18 protein-coding genes are annotated in these 15,233 nt (G+C 58.3%); 15 read left to right on the forward strand and 3 right to left on the reverse strand.

Annotated elements, in window-relative coordinates:
- Positions 1-53 precede the first annotated feature (53 nt).
- The 8 genes from JJD74_RS15915 to JJD74_RS15950 all read left to right on the forward strand — a co-directional run bounded on the left by JJD74_RS15915 (position 54) and on the right by JJD74_RS15950 (position 7,823).
- Entirely contained in the window at positions 54-605 is a 552-nt protein-coding gene (locus JJD74_RS15915; RefSeq protein WP_200615343.1) for a hypothetical protein, read from the forward strand.
- Positions 606-824: 219 nt separating this feature from the next.
- Positions 825-1,988 carry a polymorphic toxin type 44 domain-containing protein gene (locus JJD74_RS15920; protein ID WP_200615351.1) on the forward strand — a complete coding sequence of 388 codons (1,164 nt, stop codon included), beginning with the start codon at positions 825-827 and terminating at the stop codon, positions 1,986-1,988.
- Positions 1,969-2,379 (forward strand): hypothetical protein, encoded by a 411-nt coding sequence (locus JJD74_RS15925; protein WP_200615353.1) that lies wholly within the window; start codon positions 1,969-1,971, stop codon positions 2,377-2,379. Before JJD74_RS15920 ends, JJD74_RS15925 begins: the two co-directional genes overlap by 20 nt.
- 722 nt (positions 2,380-3,101) lie before the next feature.
- A complete protein-coding gene (locus JJD74_RS15930) occupies positions 3,102-3,812 on the forward strand; it encodes a histidine phosphatase family protein (RefSeq protein ID WP_047301545.1) in 711 nt (236 codons plus the stop codon).
- Positions 3,813-3,876: 64 nt separating this feature from the next.
- Positions 3,877-4,191, forward strand: coding sequence for an SCP2 sterol-binding domain-containing protein (locus JJD74_RS15935; protein WP_115147013.1), 315 nt, complete (start codon positions 3,877-3,879; stop codon positions 4,189-4,191).
- Between the two features lie 426 nt (positions 4,192-4,617).
- Positions 4,618-5,481, forward strand: coding sequence for a LysR family transcriptional regulator (locus JJD74_RS15940; RefSeq protein ID WP_047301547.1), 864 nt, complete (start codon positions 4,618-4,620; stop codon positions 5,479-5,481).
- A 123-nt stretch (positions 5,482-5,604) separates the two neighbouring features.
- A complete protein-coding gene (locus JJD74_RS15945) occupies positions 5,605-6,750 on the forward strand; it encodes a sterol desaturase/SRPBCC family protein (protein ID WP_200615355.1) in 1,146 nt (381 codons plus the stop codon).
- Complete coding sequence (locus tag JJD74_RS15950; protein WP_200615358.1) at positions 6,747-7,823, forward strand: SMP-30/gluconolactonase/LRE family protein; 1,077 nt, start codon at positions 6,747-6,749, stop codon at positions 7,821-7,823. The genes JJD74_RS15945 and JJD74_RS15950 overlap by 4 nt, the downstream gene beginning before the upstream one ends.
- Positions 7,824-7,946: 123 nt before the next feature.
- On the opposite strand, the gene JJD74_RS15955 is transcribed toward JJD74_RS15950, so the two are convergent.
- Positions 7,947-8,102 carry a hypothetical protein gene (locus tag JJD74_RS15955; RefSeq protein WP_200615360.1) on the reverse strand — a complete coding sequence of 52 codons (156 nt, stop codon included), beginning with the start codon at positions 8,100-8,102 and terminating at the stop codon, positions 7,947-7,949.
- A gap of 109 nt (positions 8,103-8,211) precedes the next feature.
- Positions 8,212-8,454, reverse strand: coding sequence for a DUF465 domain-containing protein (locus JJD74_RS15960; protein ID WP_042559423.1), 243 nt, complete (start codon positions 8,452-8,454; stop codon positions 8,212-8,214).
- Positions 8,455-8,660: 206 nt separating this feature from the next.
- On the opposite strand from JJD74_RS15960, the gene JJD74_RS15965 reads away from it, so the two are divergent.
- On the forward strand, positions 8,661-9,182 hold the full coding sequence (locus JJD74_RS15965; protein WP_047301553.1) for a DUF4142 domain-containing protein: 522 nt from the start codon (positions 8,661-8,663) through the stop codon (positions 9,180-9,182).
- Between the two features lie 63 nt (positions 9,183-9,245).
- Here JJD74_RS15965 and JJD74_RS15970 read toward each other — a convergent pair whose 3' ends face one another.
- Entirely contained in the window at positions 9,246-9,524 is a 279-nt protein-coding gene (locus JJD74_RS15970) for a hypothetical protein (RefSeq protein ID WP_042559425.1), read from the reverse strand.
- 250 nt (positions 9,525-9,774) lie between these two features.
- Between JJD74_RS15970 and JJD74_RS15975 the strand changes: the two genes are divergently transcribed.
- Genes JJD74_RS15975 through JJD74_RS16000 form a run of 6 tightly spaced genes read left to right on the forward strand, consistent with a single transcriptional unit; the run spans position 9,775 to position 15,181 of the window.
- The gene (locus tag JJD74_RS15975) at positions 9,775-10,626 is read left to right on the forward strand and encodes an STAS domain-containing protein (RefSeq protein WP_042559426.1); all 852 of its coding nucleotides are present in this window, start codon (positions 9,775-9,777) and stop codon (positions 10,624-10,626) included.
- A gap of 4 nt (positions 10,627-10,630) precedes the next feature.
- Positions 10,631-10,993, forward strand: a complete 363-nt coding sequence (locus JJD74_RS15980; protein WP_042559427.1) for an STAS domain-containing protein — start codon at positions 10,631-10,633, stop codon at positions 10,991-10,993.
- Positions 10,990-11,394 carry an anti-sigma regulatory factor gene (locus JJD74_RS15985; RefSeq protein ID WP_042559428.1) on the forward strand — a complete coding sequence of 135 codons (405 nt, stop codon included), beginning with the start codon at positions 10,990-10,992 and terminating at the stop codon, positions 11,392-11,394. The genes JJD74_RS15980 and JJD74_RS15985 overlap by 4 nt, the downstream gene beginning before the upstream one ends.
- Complete coding sequence (locus JJD74_RS15990; protein ID WP_200615581.1) at positions 11,391-12,401, forward strand: anti-sigma regulatory factor; 1,011 nt, start codon at positions 11,391-11,393, stop codon at positions 12,399-12,401. The genes JJD74_RS15985 and JJD74_RS15990 overlap by 4 nt, the downstream gene beginning before the upstream one ends.
- Positions 12,394-13,269, forward strand: coding sequence for a sensor histidine kinase (locus tag JJD74_RS15995; protein ID WP_042559429.1), 876 nt, complete (start codon positions 12,394-12,396; stop codon positions 13,267-13,269). The genes JJD74_RS15990 and JJD74_RS15995 overlap by 8 nt, the downstream gene beginning before the upstream one ends.
- Complete coding sequence (locus JJD74_RS16000; protein ID WP_200615363.1) at positions 13,259-15,181, forward strand: response regulator; 1,923 nt, start codon at positions 13,259-13,261, stop codon at positions 15,179-15,181. The genes JJD74_RS15995 and JJD74_RS16000 overlap by 11 nt, the downstream gene beginning before the upstream one ends.
- Positions 15,182-15,233: the final 52 nt, after the last annotated feature.

Raw genomic sequence — 15,233 nt, forward strand, 5'->3', positions numbered from 1 at the left:
GTGAGGACGCCCCGGATTCAACCATACTCATTCTTTGCCCAAAGGATGCTGCTATGAGCTGGGAAGATGCCTTGAAGATATTCGCTACGGGACTCGTATCAATTGGGGGCGGAAGTGTCGTTGTGTTGGGTTTGTCCACTTGGTTTGGGAAGCTGTGGGCCGACAAGATGCTGGCTAAGCAGACTAATAAACTTGCCGCTCAGCTTGAGTCAACCAAACGGGAACTCGATGTTGTCATGCAGACAACCCTCCGGTTTCAGAATGAGAAAATGGTGATCTATCGGGCGGTTATCGACTCGGTGGCTCGACTGCTTGCCTCGCTTGACTCTCACGAAAGCGGGAGATTAGTAGCCAATGAAGCCGGGGCCCGTTTCGATGAGTTCAACGAACAACGAATGAGGGTTTATGGCTATCTCGCCATGCTGGCGCCTCAATCAGTAATGGATGCTCAAGATGAGTTGATGGACCATCTTCTGGAAATCTCTCACGGTGAGGCGACGTATGAATGGGCTAACGTCCGGGAAAAGGCTCTCGGCCTCCTCAATGCTGTTCGCGACGACATAGGTATTGATAAAAGCTCTATCTCCTATAACGGTCGGCGCTGAAGCTATTCGCCATTACCAGCGCAAAGAGTGGGCGTAGTAGCAACCGTGGGTCTCTCCCGTTTTTCGACTATGAGCTCGCTCAATGAGATTTTTGCGGCACCCACTGTTCAAGATTAAGACTTTTCCTACAGACCTGCCCTTCCGTTTCCAGTAGCCTCCCACGCGCCCGCTCAAAGGCTGGTGATTGTCTATGGACGAAAGACGCAAGGACGATGCTCAATGATTTCTTCTGCTCGACTGGGCGACAAACACGTCTGCCCTTTACCCGGACACGGGACTACCCCAATTGCTTCAGCCAGCGGTGACGTCAATATCAACTTCATGGGCTCCGCCCGCGTTGGTGATACCTGTGGGTGTGGTGCGGTAATCACTACAGGCTTTCCTTCTATACAAGTGAACGGCCGTCCTATGGCCCACTTAGGGAGCCCAACCAGTCACGGCGGGACAGTCATCACGGGGTCAGGTGATGTCGGTGGTGGCTTCGTCATGGGTGACGCTGGTGGGGCAACCATTGTTAACTTCATGGCGCTGGGAGCCTTCCGGCCAGACGGTTCCGTAGACGATGAGAAGATGGCGACCTTGTTGGCCGACCCGAAGCTCAAGGAGAAAGCCTTAGCAGCGAACGCATTGGTGGATCCTAAGGCAGCCGGTAAGGAGCCTGAGGATAAGCCCGAGGAGAACGATGGACCTGAAGGTTGTACCCACCCGAACATGATGGCGAAGCTGGCGGATTACATCGCGGACGAGATGAATCGCAATATTCACGACTCCTCGGTCTTAAAGATGAAGGAATTGCTCAGCTATGACGTTGCGGAGGAGACCCGCAAGCAAATGGAGCTACCTTGGTATGCCCAAATTGGTGCGACCAACCCTCAAACTATTGGTACGGCCAATGCCACGGCTGCGATGGCTCTTTGGACTGAACGAGTAGGTCAGGACCGAGTTTGGGACCACAAGCCAAAGATCCATGCAAAGTTTGGTAGGTATCGCCATAGGCAAGGCAAGTACGACTACTTCTACGATATCTGGTCGAACATCCACTATGGCTATGTGGGCATGGCTGGCGGACTCACCGAAGGCGTCCTTCTGGATGGCGCTGGAGCCGAGCAAATTGTTTCAGATCAACTTCGACGGTGGGAAGAGCAGATATTTGTCGCAAAAGATGAGCAAAGGCTCCAAGGGCCTCATGCCACAGAAGGTGTAGAAGGGTTAAGAGCCTGGGATGACGTCCCTGATCGACTTTCAATTAGTATCGGCATCAAACTCTTCAATGATTACCCACATGGGGGCGTCCCGCCACAAGCAGTCATGGACGCAGTGCTTGCAGTCAAACCGGAAGGATGGGGAGAGGGAGTCCGTATTCATGTATGCGAGAAATATTAAGGCCCGATATGTTATTGGAACACTCATTATTTTCCCAATGCTTTTCTGGTACGTGGCGACCCCTGTCGTGCGTGTCCACTACTCCAAAGAGGGCACAGAGGAGCTTCGACTGATTTGGAACACGCAGCACAATATCCATAAGGAAAGGATGCTTCCGGGGCAAGCCACATTTGATACTGGACATATTTTCCCTAATCATAAATTCTTTATGATGTTCGATTGGTGGACCGATAAGGGGCTTCGGAGGTGCATCGACATCACGCCAAAATGGGGCGGCGCGTTAGACATCTACCTCAATGGAACAGGTCGCATCGACATCGCTAAAACCTCTCCTAACGTTATTGCCCGCTTGAAGGCGTGTGAGGGTGATGCAGATCCTTTCCGCCCCTAAGGCGCCCCGCAAGCGCCACGACAAGTTACCCACCATTGCTTAAGCAGCAAACCCGAGGGCGACTTAAAGAGTCCGTCACTTAGGGCGGCTCCGAGCTTTGTCAGCAAGCGAACGTGACCAATACTGCCCATGCCACTACTGCCGAGACCTTCCCAGTAGGAGCGAGATTGTAAAACGCCTTCAGCAAGCCATAACAGATGCTCTTTGAGTTGCTCCCAAGTCGCGTCAGGGTTATCCAAATGGAAGGCTCTAAGAGTCGTCAGGAGATGAGTCGCAGTCGTCAACGCGGCCTGCCTTTGCGATGTCTTGAGGGAGAGTGAGCAGGTCATTCGGGAGCCCTTTGGGCGGACTCTGAGGGTGTATCGACCCTGCCTCCTATACAGATAAGGACAGGCAAGGTCTAACAGTTTTCTAACAGTTTGAGTCTGATTTTCTGCGGAGAGTATCGTCATGAAAGGCCCAGCCCGTATGGTTCTTAGGGTTCGGCCTCATCGATGTCAGTTGGTGAAAAACTCCACAGAGACTCCTCAAAACGAAGCGTGGATGTGATTTCCACGCGTAATGGCCCCAGCATACCCATGCGCCGGCTCGTCGGCCAGTCGTGAAACCTCTGGCAACACGCCTGTAACGGGCATTTCAAACAAGCGTATGTTTTTTCATTGACAGCTCCCCGGCATCCTCATAATCTCGCCAAACCTTCAACGTACCGGGACGACGCGGACGTGGGCAGCATCTATTTGATTCGACATGGCCAGGCCTCCTTTGGTGCAGACGACTATGACGTCCTGTCGCCGACCGGTGTGCGTCAGGCAGAAATCCTCGGTCAGCACCTCGCTGAACTGGGGATTCGCTTCGATCGCTGCCTGGCAGGTGATCTGCGCCGCCAACAACACACGGCCACCAGTGCGCTGGAGCAATTCACTGCCAAAGGCCTGTCGGTGCCGACGCTGGAAACCGATTCCGCGTTTAACGAATTTGATGCTGACGCGGTAATCCGCGCCCTGCTCCCGGCGATGTTGCCAGACGAGCCTGAAGCCCTCGACATCTTGCGCAACGCTGCGCAAAACCGCGGCGAGTTCCAGCGCATTTTTGCCCTGATCATCGAGCGCTGGCTGGCCGGCACCTATGACACACCGGGGCTGGAGAGCTGGCTGGGTTTCGTTGAACGGGTTCAGGCCGGGCTGCATCGAATTATTGAACAGGCCGAACAAAACCAGAAAATCGCGGTGTTCACCTCTGGCGGCACGATCACCGCCATGCTCCACCTCATTACACAAATGCCTGCCAAACAGGCTTTTGAACTGAATTGGCAAATCGTCAACACCTCGCTCAACCAGCTGAAGTTTCGCGGCCGCGAGGTGGCCCTGGCTTCCTTCAACAGTCATGCCCATCTGCAACTGTTGAAGGCCCCGGAACTCATCACTTTCCGCTGAGTCCGGATTACTGTGACCCTTGCTGTAATCACCCAGCTCCTATTACCCAAGAAAGGATCGAACCATGACCTCCGTAGCTGATGCCGTACAAGCAATGAAAGCCAAGTTCAACCCAGCCGCTGCTGCCGGCCTGGACCTGGTCTTCGGTTTCCGCATCGACGACACCAAGAACTTCTCGCTGATCGTCAAAGACAGCACCTGCGAGCTGCAAGAAGGCGAGAACCCGGACGCCCAGGTCACTCTGGTCATGGACGGTGAAACCCTGCAAGGCATCGTTGACGGTGAGACCGACGGCATGCAGGCGTTCATGGGCGGCAAACTGCGCGCTGAAGGCGACATGATGCTGGCGATGAAACTGTCCGAGCTGTTCCCTTCGTAATACCGCTGTTCAGTGACAAAAAATCCCGCCCCTGTGGCGGGATTTTTGCGTTCTGGAGCAAAGAAACCTGGCAGTGTGCGAACAGGCCACCCCCGCAATCGTCGGCGCGGCTGGTGGGATTGAGTTGGCGGGTTGATTCTGTGGCGACTGTTTTTCCCCTCACCCTGGCCCTCTCCCAACGGAGAGGGAACCGATTCGGGAATATTGGAGATGTACACCGACTTGAAAGACCTGTTCTGAATCCAAAGTCGACCGACCTGAAGGTTTGGCGCTGAATCCATAGTCGACATGGCGGTTCAGGTCGATGCATGACGAAAGACACCTCGGTCGGTCCCCTCTCCCTCGGGGCTGTCCGACGTTTCGGGAGGGTTAGGGTGACAGGCTCTTTGCATTTACAATGCCCGCACCTCAAACACCGGCCCGCCCATGGACATCGACCTCGCTCGCACCTTTCTGGAAATCGTCCGTCACGGCAGTCTCGCGGCGGCGGCGCAGAAGCTGTTCGTCACCCAAACGGCGATCACCGCCCGGGTGCAGAAACTCGAAAGCCAGTTGGGCAGTACGCTGTTCGTGCGCAATCGCGCCGGGGCGAAATTGACAGCCAATGGCGAGGCCTTCGTGGTCTATGCCAATCAACTGGTGCAGACCTGGGAGGCGGCGCGACGCGACCTGCCGCTGCCTGAGGGTTATCACAACGTGCTGCACATCGGCGGCGAAGTCAGCCTGTGCAACCCGCTGATGCTCAGTTGGGCCGCCGAGCTGCGCGAGAAGATCCCCGGGCATGCCCTGCGCATGGAAATCCGCGACGGTGAAAACCTGCTGCGCCAACTAGAACTCGGCGTGCTCGACGCGGCGCTGGTCTATCAACCGGAATACTGGCCGGGGTTGCAAGTCGAACAGGTGCTGGAGGAAAAACTGATTCTGGTGCGCGCGCCTGATCGCCCGGACCCCTACGTTTATATCGACTGGGGCCCGGACTTCCGCCGCCAGCACGACGCCGCCCTGCCGGAAAAAGCCAAAGCCGCGCTGAGTTTCAATCTGGGCCCACTCGCCCTGCAATACATCCTGGAAAACGGCGGCAGCGGCTACTTCCGCACCCGTGTGGTGCGCACCTATCTGGAAAGCGGCGCACTGGAAACGGTAACCAAAGCCCCGGAATTCGGCTATCCAACCTATCTGGTGTATTCGCGTGATCGCGACTCGGCGACATTGCAGCAAGCCTTCAATCTGCTGCGTGAAGTGATCCGCACCGATGACGATTGGTCACAACGCTGGAACCCGCTGAGCTGATCGCGAAGCCCGAGTGGGCGCTTTACACCGGATCATGGCGCATGTGGCCTCAAGGTCCGGCCTGCATCGATGGCCGGATCGGCTAATCTGCCGGGTACAACAAAATACCCGCAGGTGAACGCAGTGAGGCAGACCACCGAGGCATTCCGCAGCCGCTATCGTGCGGCCATTCATCCGCGCTACAACCCGTGGCTGCACGGCGCCTTCGTGCTGCTGTTCGGGGTGCTGGCCATCGGCGCGTTCTGGAGCAGCGTGCACCAGGCGAGCTGGCTGGAATGGCTGAGCGTGCCGCTGACCCTGCTGTTTTTCAACTTTGGCGTGTACATGGTCCATCGCCATCTCGGCCACCACAAAAAAACCTTCGCCAAAATGTTCTACGCCCGGCATGCGGGGGACCATCACAGCTTCTTCACGCCCGGCCACATGACCTACGACAGTGCTCGCGACTGGCGGGTGATTCTGTTTCCGGCGTGGCTGATCGTGATCCATACGCTGGTGATTACCCTGCCGCTGTGGTGGCTGTTCGCGCAGTTCAACGCCAACGTCGCCGGGCTGTTTGCTGGCAGCATGGTGCTGGGTTACCTGACTTACGAGGTGTTTCACGCCGCCGAACACTTGCCGCCGCACAACCCGCTGACGCGCCTGCCGTGGATCCGTCAGATGCGCCATTTGCATGAGCTGCATCACCGTCGCGAGCGCATGCAAGAGCGTAATTTCAACATTGTTCTACCGCTGATGGACTACCTGTTCGGCACCCTTTACTGGGAGCCGCAAACCGCCCCTTTGAGCTATTCAAGAATGCCCATGACCCGCATGCAGCACCAGATCGATATCGCTGGCGACCCGATTGCCGTACTCGCCTACGCGGCCAGTGTCGGCCGCTGGCCTGAGTGGCATCCGTCATCGCTGAAGATCGACGGCCCATCCGGCCCGCTGCATGCAGGCGCATGCTTTGAAGAAGACATTCATGCCGGCGGCCGCGCAGGTCACTTGAGCTGGGCAGTCACCGAATACCTGCCCGGGCGACGCTGGTGCGCGCGGGCCCAGGGTGATCACGGGTTGTCGCTGGCGTTGACTTACGAGTGCTACGCCGAAGGTGACAGCACGCGGTTTGTGCGCACGCTGGATTATCGTTTCGACGGCTTGGGCATGCGTATCGCCAATCGATTGCTGCTCAAGCGCCGGATCGACCGTGAGTCCGCCGCATCCATGCTCGCGCTGCGTGACATGGCTACGCAGTATCTGGCTTCAGCGAGGGCCAGCGCATGAGGTGGGGGCAGTTTCTATTGTTGCTGATTGTCGTCGTCATCGCGTTTCTGCTGCTGATGCCCACCAAGGTCGAGCCGGTTGCCTGGACACCGCAGGCGGCGCCCTCGTTGCGCGAAGGGATCTACGCCGATAACCAGCGCCTCAAAGGTGCGGTGCAGGTCGGCCCCAGTGACATCGAAGGGCCGGAAGCGCTGCTGCTGGAAGGAGAATTCCTGATCACCGGTCTGCATGACGGTCGGCTGATCCGCAGCAGTCTTGATGGCAAGGAACGCAAAGTGCTGGCCGACACCGGTGGCCGGCCGCTGGGGCTTGCGCGGCATCCCAACGGGCTGCTGGTGATCGCCGACGGGGTCAAGGGTTTGCTGTCTCTCGATGCACAGGGCCAGGTGACGGCCTTGACCAAAGAGGCCAATGGCGTGCCCTTCGGTTTCACCGATGATGTGGCGATCGACAAGTCCGGGCACTACGCCTACTTCAGCGATGCCTCCAGCCGATGGGGCTACGGTCATGACGGCGAGGCGATCATTGAGCACGGCGGTGACGGGCGTTTGCTGCGCTATGACTTCCAGACCGGCAAGACCAGCATCCTGCTCGACAAACTGCAGTTCGCCAACGGCGTGACCCTCGGCCCGGATGATGCCTATGTGCTGGTCAATGAAACCGGCGCCTACCGCATCAGTCGCTTCTGGCTGAAAGGCCCCCAGGCGGGCACTCATGACCTGTTTATCGACAACTTGCCGGGGCTGCCGGACAACCTGTCATTCAATGGCCACGACCGTTTCTGGGTTGCGTTGTACGCACCGCGTAATGCCTTGCTCGATGGCACGGCCGGGCATCCATTCGTGCGCAAGATGATTGTGCGGGCGTTGAGCGTGTTGCCCAAACCCGTGGAGAAGCGCGGTTTTGTATTGGGGCTGGATTTGCAGGGCAAGGTGATTACCAATCTGCAGGACGCGAGCGACGGCAATTATTCGCCGATCACCACGGTGAGGGAGTATGGGGACTGGTTGTATTTCGGGTCGTTGAAGGCGATGCATATGGCGCGGATGCCGTTGGCTGATGCGCTGAAGTGAGTCTGTCGGTTTTGTGGTGAGTTGACTGACGCCATCGCTGGCAGGCCAGCTCCCACAGGGGTTCACAGAGTATGTGCACGACCCAATACCTGTGGGAGCTGGCTTGCCAGCGATAGCGGTCTGTCAGTTGGAAGACTTGTCGGGGTTTTCGTCTTCAGGAAGATCCTCGACAGGCTCATCTGGATTGGCCGTGGTATGCGCCGGGCTGTTCGGCTCGGGATGCGTCGGCACCGGGTCGAATGCGCCCTGCTCTTCACTCGGGAATTTGGGATCGCTCATGAGGCACCTCGCAAGAAGTCGATGAATTCGGACTCTGTACATTCGAGGTGCCGGCAGGGGTTGTCGTTCCCGTCCATTTGCAACCGTAGGTCGGCGGACAACCAGAAGATCAGGACGGCGCCTGCAAGTGGCTGACGATCTCGTCCTTGACCTTCAGACGCTTCTCTTTGAGTTTTTTCAATGCGTCGTCGCTGGGGGCGTCCGAGGTGGCTGTCTCTGCCTTGACCACGTCGGCATCAGCCTGAGAATACTTGTTGATCAATGAATCCAGTCGCGGATCCTGGGTGCGTTTTTGCTGGATCTCTTCCTTCGTGCAGCTCAAGTCCTGAAACAGGTCATGGGGAACCGGCATGGAACACCTCCGTGAGTTGATCGGTGACCAACGCGACCGATTGCGCTGGCCAGCCATCAGAATGGCCTCGGTCAGGGCGTTCTGTCGACTCCCTGTCAGACCAGCGGTGGCCGTTCGTCGCCCTGTCGCAAATGCGATAAAACCTTTGATCGCCCTCGCCTCTCCACTCTTTAACGCTCACAAAAACCTGCGTGGAGATACACCAAATGGACGGATTCAACCTGCGTCACCTGGCTCTCGCCGTTGCCCTGAGTGCGAGCATGGGCAGCGCATTTGCCGCTACCGACAATGACTTCGTCGACAATGCCGCTGCCGGTGGCATCGCCGAGATTGAAACCAGTCGCCTGGCGCTGGAAAAAAGCCAGTCGGCCGACATCAAGCAGTTTGCCGAAATGATGATCACCGATCACGGCAAGGCCAATGACGAACTGGCGACGATTGCCAAGGCTCACGATATCGAGGTGCCGGACACCACCACGCTGGTCAAACAGGCCAAAGAGAAAATCCTCGAAATGCGCGATGATTCCTTCGATGCGGCCTACGCCAACAATCAGGTCAAGGCCCACGAAGACACCATCGAGTTGTTCAAGAAGCAAGCCAATACCGTCACGGATGACAAGGTCAAAGGCGCGACCGAGCTGAAAGCCTTCGCCCAGAAAATGCTGCCAGGGCTGGAAAAACATCTGTCGGCGGCGAAAGAGCTGCAAGCCAAATATCCGAGCAAGTAAGTATCGGGCAGGCAAAAAAAGAGGCCGCATCCAATGGATGCGGCCTCCTCGTTTCAGCCTTGATTAACCCCCGTCAGTATCAATATCCGCGTCGGTCTCTTCACCCGGCTTCGCCCGATCCGGTTCAGGTTCGAAACCGGGGCTGAACTCGTTGTCGTTATCGGTGTTCTGGTTCTTCTGATCCACTGCCGGATCAGCACTTTGCGCCTGGTCTGTATCGCCCTGTTGCTGCGCAGGCTGCGTCGGCGCCGATTGCCCCGGCACTTGCGGGTCAATCGCCGGGTCATTGCGATCGATCGGTTCCCCGGATTGATTGTTCTGCTGTGTCGATTGCTCGTTCATAAGCACCTCTTTAGTCATCGCCAGCGCGACTGAAACCAGTCGGGCCTTGCAGATTCGAAGCCGCCTGCACGCCAACGTTCAAAACTTCGCGCCTTGCAGCCATGCCGACTAGAGTTACTCGGGCCTTTCTTGAGGCAAATCAAAAATATCCTCGAAGACTGCACAACTATTTGAAACGGCTACGGTCACTGATTTCGCGCCGATCAATTTGATGAAATCGGCCCCTCATTCGTTACGGAGCAACAGGCACATGGCAGCACTGCAGAACAGCACACTCGATGCGATGAAAAACAAGCAGGCACAACTGCTGGGCGAATGGATCAACGGCCTGGAAGCGAGCGGCGCCACGCGCAATCTGAAAGAACACGACCTGCAGCAGCAAACCAGCGAATTCCTGCAACTGGTGGTCACGGGCCTTGAGAGTGACAACGGCACCAACGTCAATGCGCAAGGTTGGGAAACGACCCGCCTGTTCCTTGAAAAGCTTTCCCATAGCCGCGCCCTGCTCGGCCAGGACTCACAACAAACCGCGAGTTTCATCTTCGCCCTGAAAGGCCCGCTATTCAGGCTGCTGCAAGCGCACTACAAAGAACAACCGGCGCTGCTCGCCGAGCAGCTCTGGGAAGTTTCCGAATTGCTCGACGCCTTCGGCCTGCACACCATTCGGACCTTCCAGAAATCCCGCGAAGCGGTGATCAAGCGTCAGCAGGAAGAACTGCTGGAACTCTCCACACCCGTGGTCAAGCTTTGGGACGGCGTGCTGGCGTTGCCAATGATCGGCACCCTCGATTCGCAGCGCACACAGGTCGTGATGGAATCGTTGCTGCAACGCATCGTCGATACCGGTTCGGAAATCGCCATCATCGACATTACCGGCGTGCCTACCGTCGATACCCTGGTCGCCCAGCACCTGCTGAAAACCGTTACCGCGATCCGCCTGATGGGCGCAGATTGCATCATCAGTGGCGTGCGTCCGCAGATCGCGCAGACCATCGTGCACCTGGGGCTCGACCTGCAAGGCGTGGTCACCAAGGCCAATCTGGCCGATGCTTTGAAACTGGCCCTGACACGCCTGGGCATCACCCTCAGCAAAGCGGTCTGACGTCATGGAAAGAATTCCGATTCTTCAGATGGGCGAGTTCCTGCTGGTGACCATTCAGGTCGACATGCATGACCAGCTCGCCTTGACCCTGCAGGACGATCTGTCCGAACGCATCAGCAGAACCTCGGCGCGTGGCGTGTTGATCGACATCTCGGCGCTGGACATGGTCGACTCGTTCATCGGCCGGATGATCAGCACGATTTCCGGCCTGTCGAAAATCATGGACGCTGAAACCATGCTGGTTGGTATGCAGCCGGCGGTGGCGATTACCTTGGTCGAACTCGGCCTGACTCTGCCCGGTGTCAGCACGGCGCTCAATGTCGAGCGTGGGATGAAAGTGCTGCGGGAACGAGTAAGTCAGCAATGACCGTGCGCAGTAGCGGTACTCAACCCATTCACATTGAGCAGGATGTGGTGCTGGCCCGCCAGACCGCACGCAAACTGGCCACCGAGTGCGGCATGCGCCTGATCGACCTGACCAAAATGGTCACGGCTGTCAGCGAACTGGCGCGCAACACCATGGTTTACGGGGGAGGCGGCGACATGGACTGGCAGATCCTCGATGAGGATCACAAGGTCGGTCTGCGCCTGACCTTTCGCGACGAGGGGCCGGGTATTGCCGACATCAAACTGGCAATGACCGACGGCTGGACTTCCGGCAGCGGCATGGGCCTGGGTCTGACCGGTGCTAAACGGCTGGTCCAGGAGTTCGAACTGGACACGGAGCCCGGCAAGGGCACCCGCATAACGATTACGCGATGGACATGAACATTAACGGGTCACTGACCCAAGTCTTACTGATCGAAGACAGCAGCCAGATCGGCTATGCAAGGCGCACGGCTCAACGGCTTGCCGAACAGCACGGTTTCAGTGAAAGCGATGCCGGACGCGTGGCACTGGTGGCCACCGAGCTGGCGAGCAACCTGCTCAAACATGCCGGCCGTGGCGAGCTGCACTTGCGAGTGCTGCCACGTCAGGGCGATGCGGGGATCGAACTGCTGGCGGTGGATCGTGCCAAGGGCTTTGATCTGGAGGCATGCCTCACTGACGGCTTTTCTACCGGCGGCACCCAAGGCATCGGCCTTGGCGCGGTGTCACGCCTGGCCGATGTGTTTGACGTGTATGCCGACCACCGCGGAGCCGTGTTGCTCGCGCGTTTGTACCCGCGCAACACCCGTCAGCCTGACCTGCTTTACGGCGTTAGTCAGCACTCGCTGCATGACGACCCGGCCTGCGGCGATGTCTGGCATCTGGCGTATCACGGCGCAGATATCAGCGCGCTGATCGTTGACGGCCTCGGCCATGGTGAAGACGCCGAAATTGCCGGCCGCGCCGGCGAGGGAGCGTTCGCCCGTGCGCCTTTCAGCACACCGACGATGCTGATGGAAGACCTGCACCGGGACATGATCGGCACCCGTGGCGGCGCGGTGGCGTTTGCGCAGTTTCATGCCGATAGCGCCAGCCTCCGTTTCACCGGGGTGGGCAATATCGGCGCCAGTCTGATTGCTGCCGACAAATCCCGCGGACTGGCTTCGCACCCTGGCATCGTTGGCGTCCAGTACCGGAAAGCCCAGCCCTTTGACTATGCTCATGTGAACGGACATCTTTTGATCATGTACAGCGACGGTTTGCAGTCCCGTTGGAATCTTCAAGACTATCCCGGCCTGGTGCACCGCCATCCTGCCGTGATAGCCGCCATTTTGCATCGCGACTTCTGCCGCGGTCGGGATGATGTAACGGTACTGGTCGTTGCTCTGGAGGCCGCCCATGGCTGAGTCGCCCCTTGCGAGCAATGCCGAACAGGCTGCGCTGATCGCCCAGTTGCAGAGTGAAACTGAAGCCTTGCGCGCAGAGCTCGATGAAACCAATCAGGGCGTGCTGGCGCTGTACGCCGAGCTAGACATTCAGGCAGAGGAATTGCGCCAGGCTTCGGACCTCAAAAGCCGTTTCCTGTCGTACATGAGCCATGAGTTCCGCACCCCGCTGGGTTCGATCCTGAGCATCAACAGCCTGCTCGCCGACGAGCTGGACGGGCCGCTGAGCCCCGAGCAACACAAACAGGTCGCCTTCGTCAGCACTGCCGCCCGCGAACTCAGCGACATGGTCGACGACTTGCTCGATCTGGCGAAAATCGAGGCCGGACGCATCACCATTTCCCCGGCGTGGTTCGACATGTTCGATCTGTTTTCCGCCCTGCGCGGGATGTTTCGGCCTATTGTCGATGCGTCGGCAGTGGACCTGATCTTCGAGGAACCCAAAGGCCTGCCGCGCCTGTACACCGACGACAAGAAACTTGCGCAAATCCTGCGCAACTTCATTTCCAACTCGCTGAAGTTCACCACGCGTGGCGAAGTGCGGGTTTCGGCACGACTTGAAGGCACGGACAAAGTGCGTTTTGCCGTCAGCGACACCGGTATTGGTATCGCGGCGGAGCTGCATGGTGCATTGTTCGAGGACTTTTCCCAGGTCGACTCGCCGCTGCAGAAACGCTTGCGCGGCACCGGCCTGGGACTTTCCTTGTGTAAACGCTTCGCGACCCTGTTGGGTGGAGAGGTCGGAATGGACAGCGCACCGGGCGTCGGCTCGACCTTCTACGTGATTATTCCGTTGGCGATCGCTTTGGAGAACGTCGATGAAACGTGACATCCGCCTGTTGATCGTCGATGACAACGTCGCCACCCGCTATGCCCTGCGCAAACGTCTTGAACGCCACGACTATGAAGTCCTCGAGGCCGGCACTGGCACTGATGGTCTGGCGTTGATCGAAAGCGAAGCGTTCGACGCCCTGATACTCGACGTCAACCTGCCGGACATGAGCGGCTTCGATATTGTGCGCATCCTGCGTGCCGATGCCCGTACCGCACTGCTGCCGGTGATCCACGTCTCGGCGGCATCGATCCAGACCGGCGACATCATCACCGGCCTCAATGCCGGAGCCGATGCCTACCTGATTCACCCGGTCGACCCGGACGTGCTGCTCGCCACCCTGCGCACCCTGCTGCGGGTGCGCGACACGGAAAATGCACTGCGCGAAAGCGAGGCGCGATTCCGCGAGATTTTCGTCAATGTGTCCGCGCCCATCGCGGTGCTGGATGCGAACCTCAAGGTGCATGAGTGCAACCACGCGTTCAATCAGTTGATTCTGGATAACCGCGACCCGCAGGCCCTGAGCGAATGCTTCGCCGACGATCAAAACGCGATTCTCAATGAACTGCGCCTGCGCCTGGTCGATGGCGAGCGCTGGAAAGGCACGCTGAACATGCGCGTGCAGGGCGAGATTCGCGAGACCGAATGGCAGATTTCGCCGTACCGCACGCCCGAGCTGAGCCTGGTGTTTGTCGAAGACGTCACCGAACACCGCCATCGCGAACGCACGCATCTGGCACGACTGGATGACACGACCTCACAACTGGAACGCGCCGAATCGCAGTTACTGCAAGTGCAGAAAATGGATGCCCTGGGCAAGCTCACCGGCGGCATTGCCCACGACTTCAACAACCTGCTGACCGGCATCATCACCAGTCTTGAGCTGATCCAGAAGCGCATCGACGACAATCGTCCGGAAAAGGTCAAGTTGTATGCCGAAGCGGCGCTGAATTCCGCGATGAGCGCAGCCTCGCTCACCCATCGTTTGCTGGCGTTCGCCCGTCAGCAACCGCTGGACACCCGGCCCGTAGACATCAACGAGCACATGCGGTCGCTGGAAGAACTGCTGGTGCGCACCATCGGTGAGCGGATTGCGCTCAAGCTTGAGTTGACCAACAAACCGGCCATTGCGTTGGTCGATCCGAGCCAACTGGAAAGCGCGATGCTCAACCTGGTGATCAACGCCCGCGATGCGCTGCCCCATGGTGGCAATATCTGGGTCAACACCTACGCGGCGTATTCCCACGGTGATCCGAATCTGGCCGATGGCGCCTATGTGGCGTTGTCGGTGCGCGATGACGGCACCGGTATCGAGCACAACGTGATCGACAAGGTTTTCGACCCATTCTTCACCACCAAACCCTTGGGCCAGGGCACCGGGCTGGGCTTGTCGACGATTTATGGTTTTGCCCGGCAATCGGGTGGTGATGCGCACATTCGCAGTGTCGCCCGACGGGGCACGGAAGTGACCATCATGTTACCGGCCACCAGCCATCCGGTCGGCGTTGAAGCTTCACCAGAGGTAGTCAATGCGCGGGGTACTGGCGAGCATGTGCTGATCGTCGAAGACATGGCTGCGGTGCGGATGTTCGTCACCGAAGTGCTGGAAGATGCCGGTTACCGCTGCACTCAGGCCGGCGACATCGAGACGGCGCTGGACCGCTTGCAGAACGATCCATCGATCAACCTGTTGCTGAGCGACGTCGGCTTGCCGCGCATGAGCGGGCGCAAACTGGCAGATGTTGCGCGAGGCTGGCGCGAAGAGTTACCGATTCTGTTCATGACCGGCTACGCCGAAACCGCGCTCAACCGTCAGGTATTTCTCGGCGAAGGGATGGACATGCTGGTCAAACCGTTTCAGATCAGCGAATTGCTGGACAAGGTTCGCCGCACACTCGACGGCGCCTGAACCACCGCTATCGCTGGCAAGCCAGCTCCCACACGAATTGAAGGGAACTCAA

The organism is Pseudomonas sp. MF6776 (genome assembly GCF_016613125.1).
In the GTDB taxonomy this organism is placed as follows: Bacteria; Pseudomonadota; Gammaproteobacteria; order Pseudomonadales; family Pseudomonadaceae; genus Aquipseudomonas; species Aquipseudomonas iridis.

Bases quoted from the DNA above. Each gene is read 5' to 3' on its own strand.
- JJD74_RS15915 (WP_200615343.1), top strand. From the start codon at position 54: ATGAGCTGGGAAGATGCCTTGAAGATATTCGCTACGGGACTCGTATCA.
- JJD74_RS15920 (WP_200615351.1), top strand. From the start codon at position 825: ATGATTTCTTCTGCTCGACTGGGCGACAAACACGTCTGCCCTTTACCC.
- JJD74_RS15925 (WP_200615353.1), top strand. From the start codon at position 1,969: ATGTATGCGAGAAATATTAAGGCCCGATATGTTATTGGAACACTCATT.
- JJD74_RS15935 (WP_115147013.1), top strand. From the start codon at position 3,877: ATGACCTCCGTAGCTGATGCCGTACAAGCAATGAAAGCCAAGTTCAAC.
- JJD74_RS15940 (WP_047301547.1), top strand. From the start codon at position 4,618: ATGGACATCGACCTCGCTCGCACCTTTCTGGAAATCGTCCGTCACGGC.
- JJD74_RS15950 (WP_200615358.1), top strand. From the start codon at position 6,747: ATGAGGTGGGGGCAGTTTCTATTGTTGCTGATTGTCGTCGTCATCGCG.
- JJD74_RS15955 (WP_200615360.1), bottom strand. From the start codon at position 8,102: ATGAGCGATCCCAAATTCCCGAGTGAAGAGCAGGGCGCATTCGACCCG.
- JJD74_RS15960 (WP_042559423.1), bottom strand. From the start codon at position 8,454: ATGCCGGTTCCCCATGACCTGTTTCAGGACTTGAGCTGCACGAAGGAA.
- JJD74_RS15965 (WP_047301553.1), top strand. From the start codon at position 8,661: ATGGACGGATTCAACCTGCGTCACCTGGCTCTCGCCGTTGCCCTGAGT.
- JJD74_RS15970 (WP_042559425.1), bottom strand. From the start codon at position 9,524: ATGAACGAGCAATCGACACAGCAGAACAATCAATCCGGGGAACCGATC.
- JJD74_RS15975 (WP_042559426.1), top strand. From the start codon at position 9,775: ATGGCAGCACTGCAGAACAGCACACTCGATGCGATGAAAAACAAGCAG.
- JJD74_RS15980 (WP_042559427.1), top strand. From the start codon at position 10,631: ATGGAAAGAATTCCGATTCTTCAGATGGGCGAGTTCCTGCTGGTGACC.
- JJD74_RS15985 (WP_042559428.1), top strand. From the start codon at position 10,990: ATGACCGTGCGCAGTAGCGGTACTCAACCCATTCACATTGAGCAGGAT.
- JJD74_RS15990 (WP_200615581.1), top strand. From the start codon at position 11,391: ATGAACATTAACGGGTCACTGACCCAAGTCTTACTGATCGAAGACAGC.
- JJD74_RS15995 (WP_042559429.1), top strand. From the start codon at position 12,394: ATGGCTGAGTCGCCCCTTGCGAGCAATGCCGAACAGGCTGCGCTGATC.
- JJD74_RS16000 (WP_200615363.1), top strand. From the start codon at position 13,259: ATGAAACGTGACATCCGCCTGTTGATCGTCGATGACAACGTCGCCACC.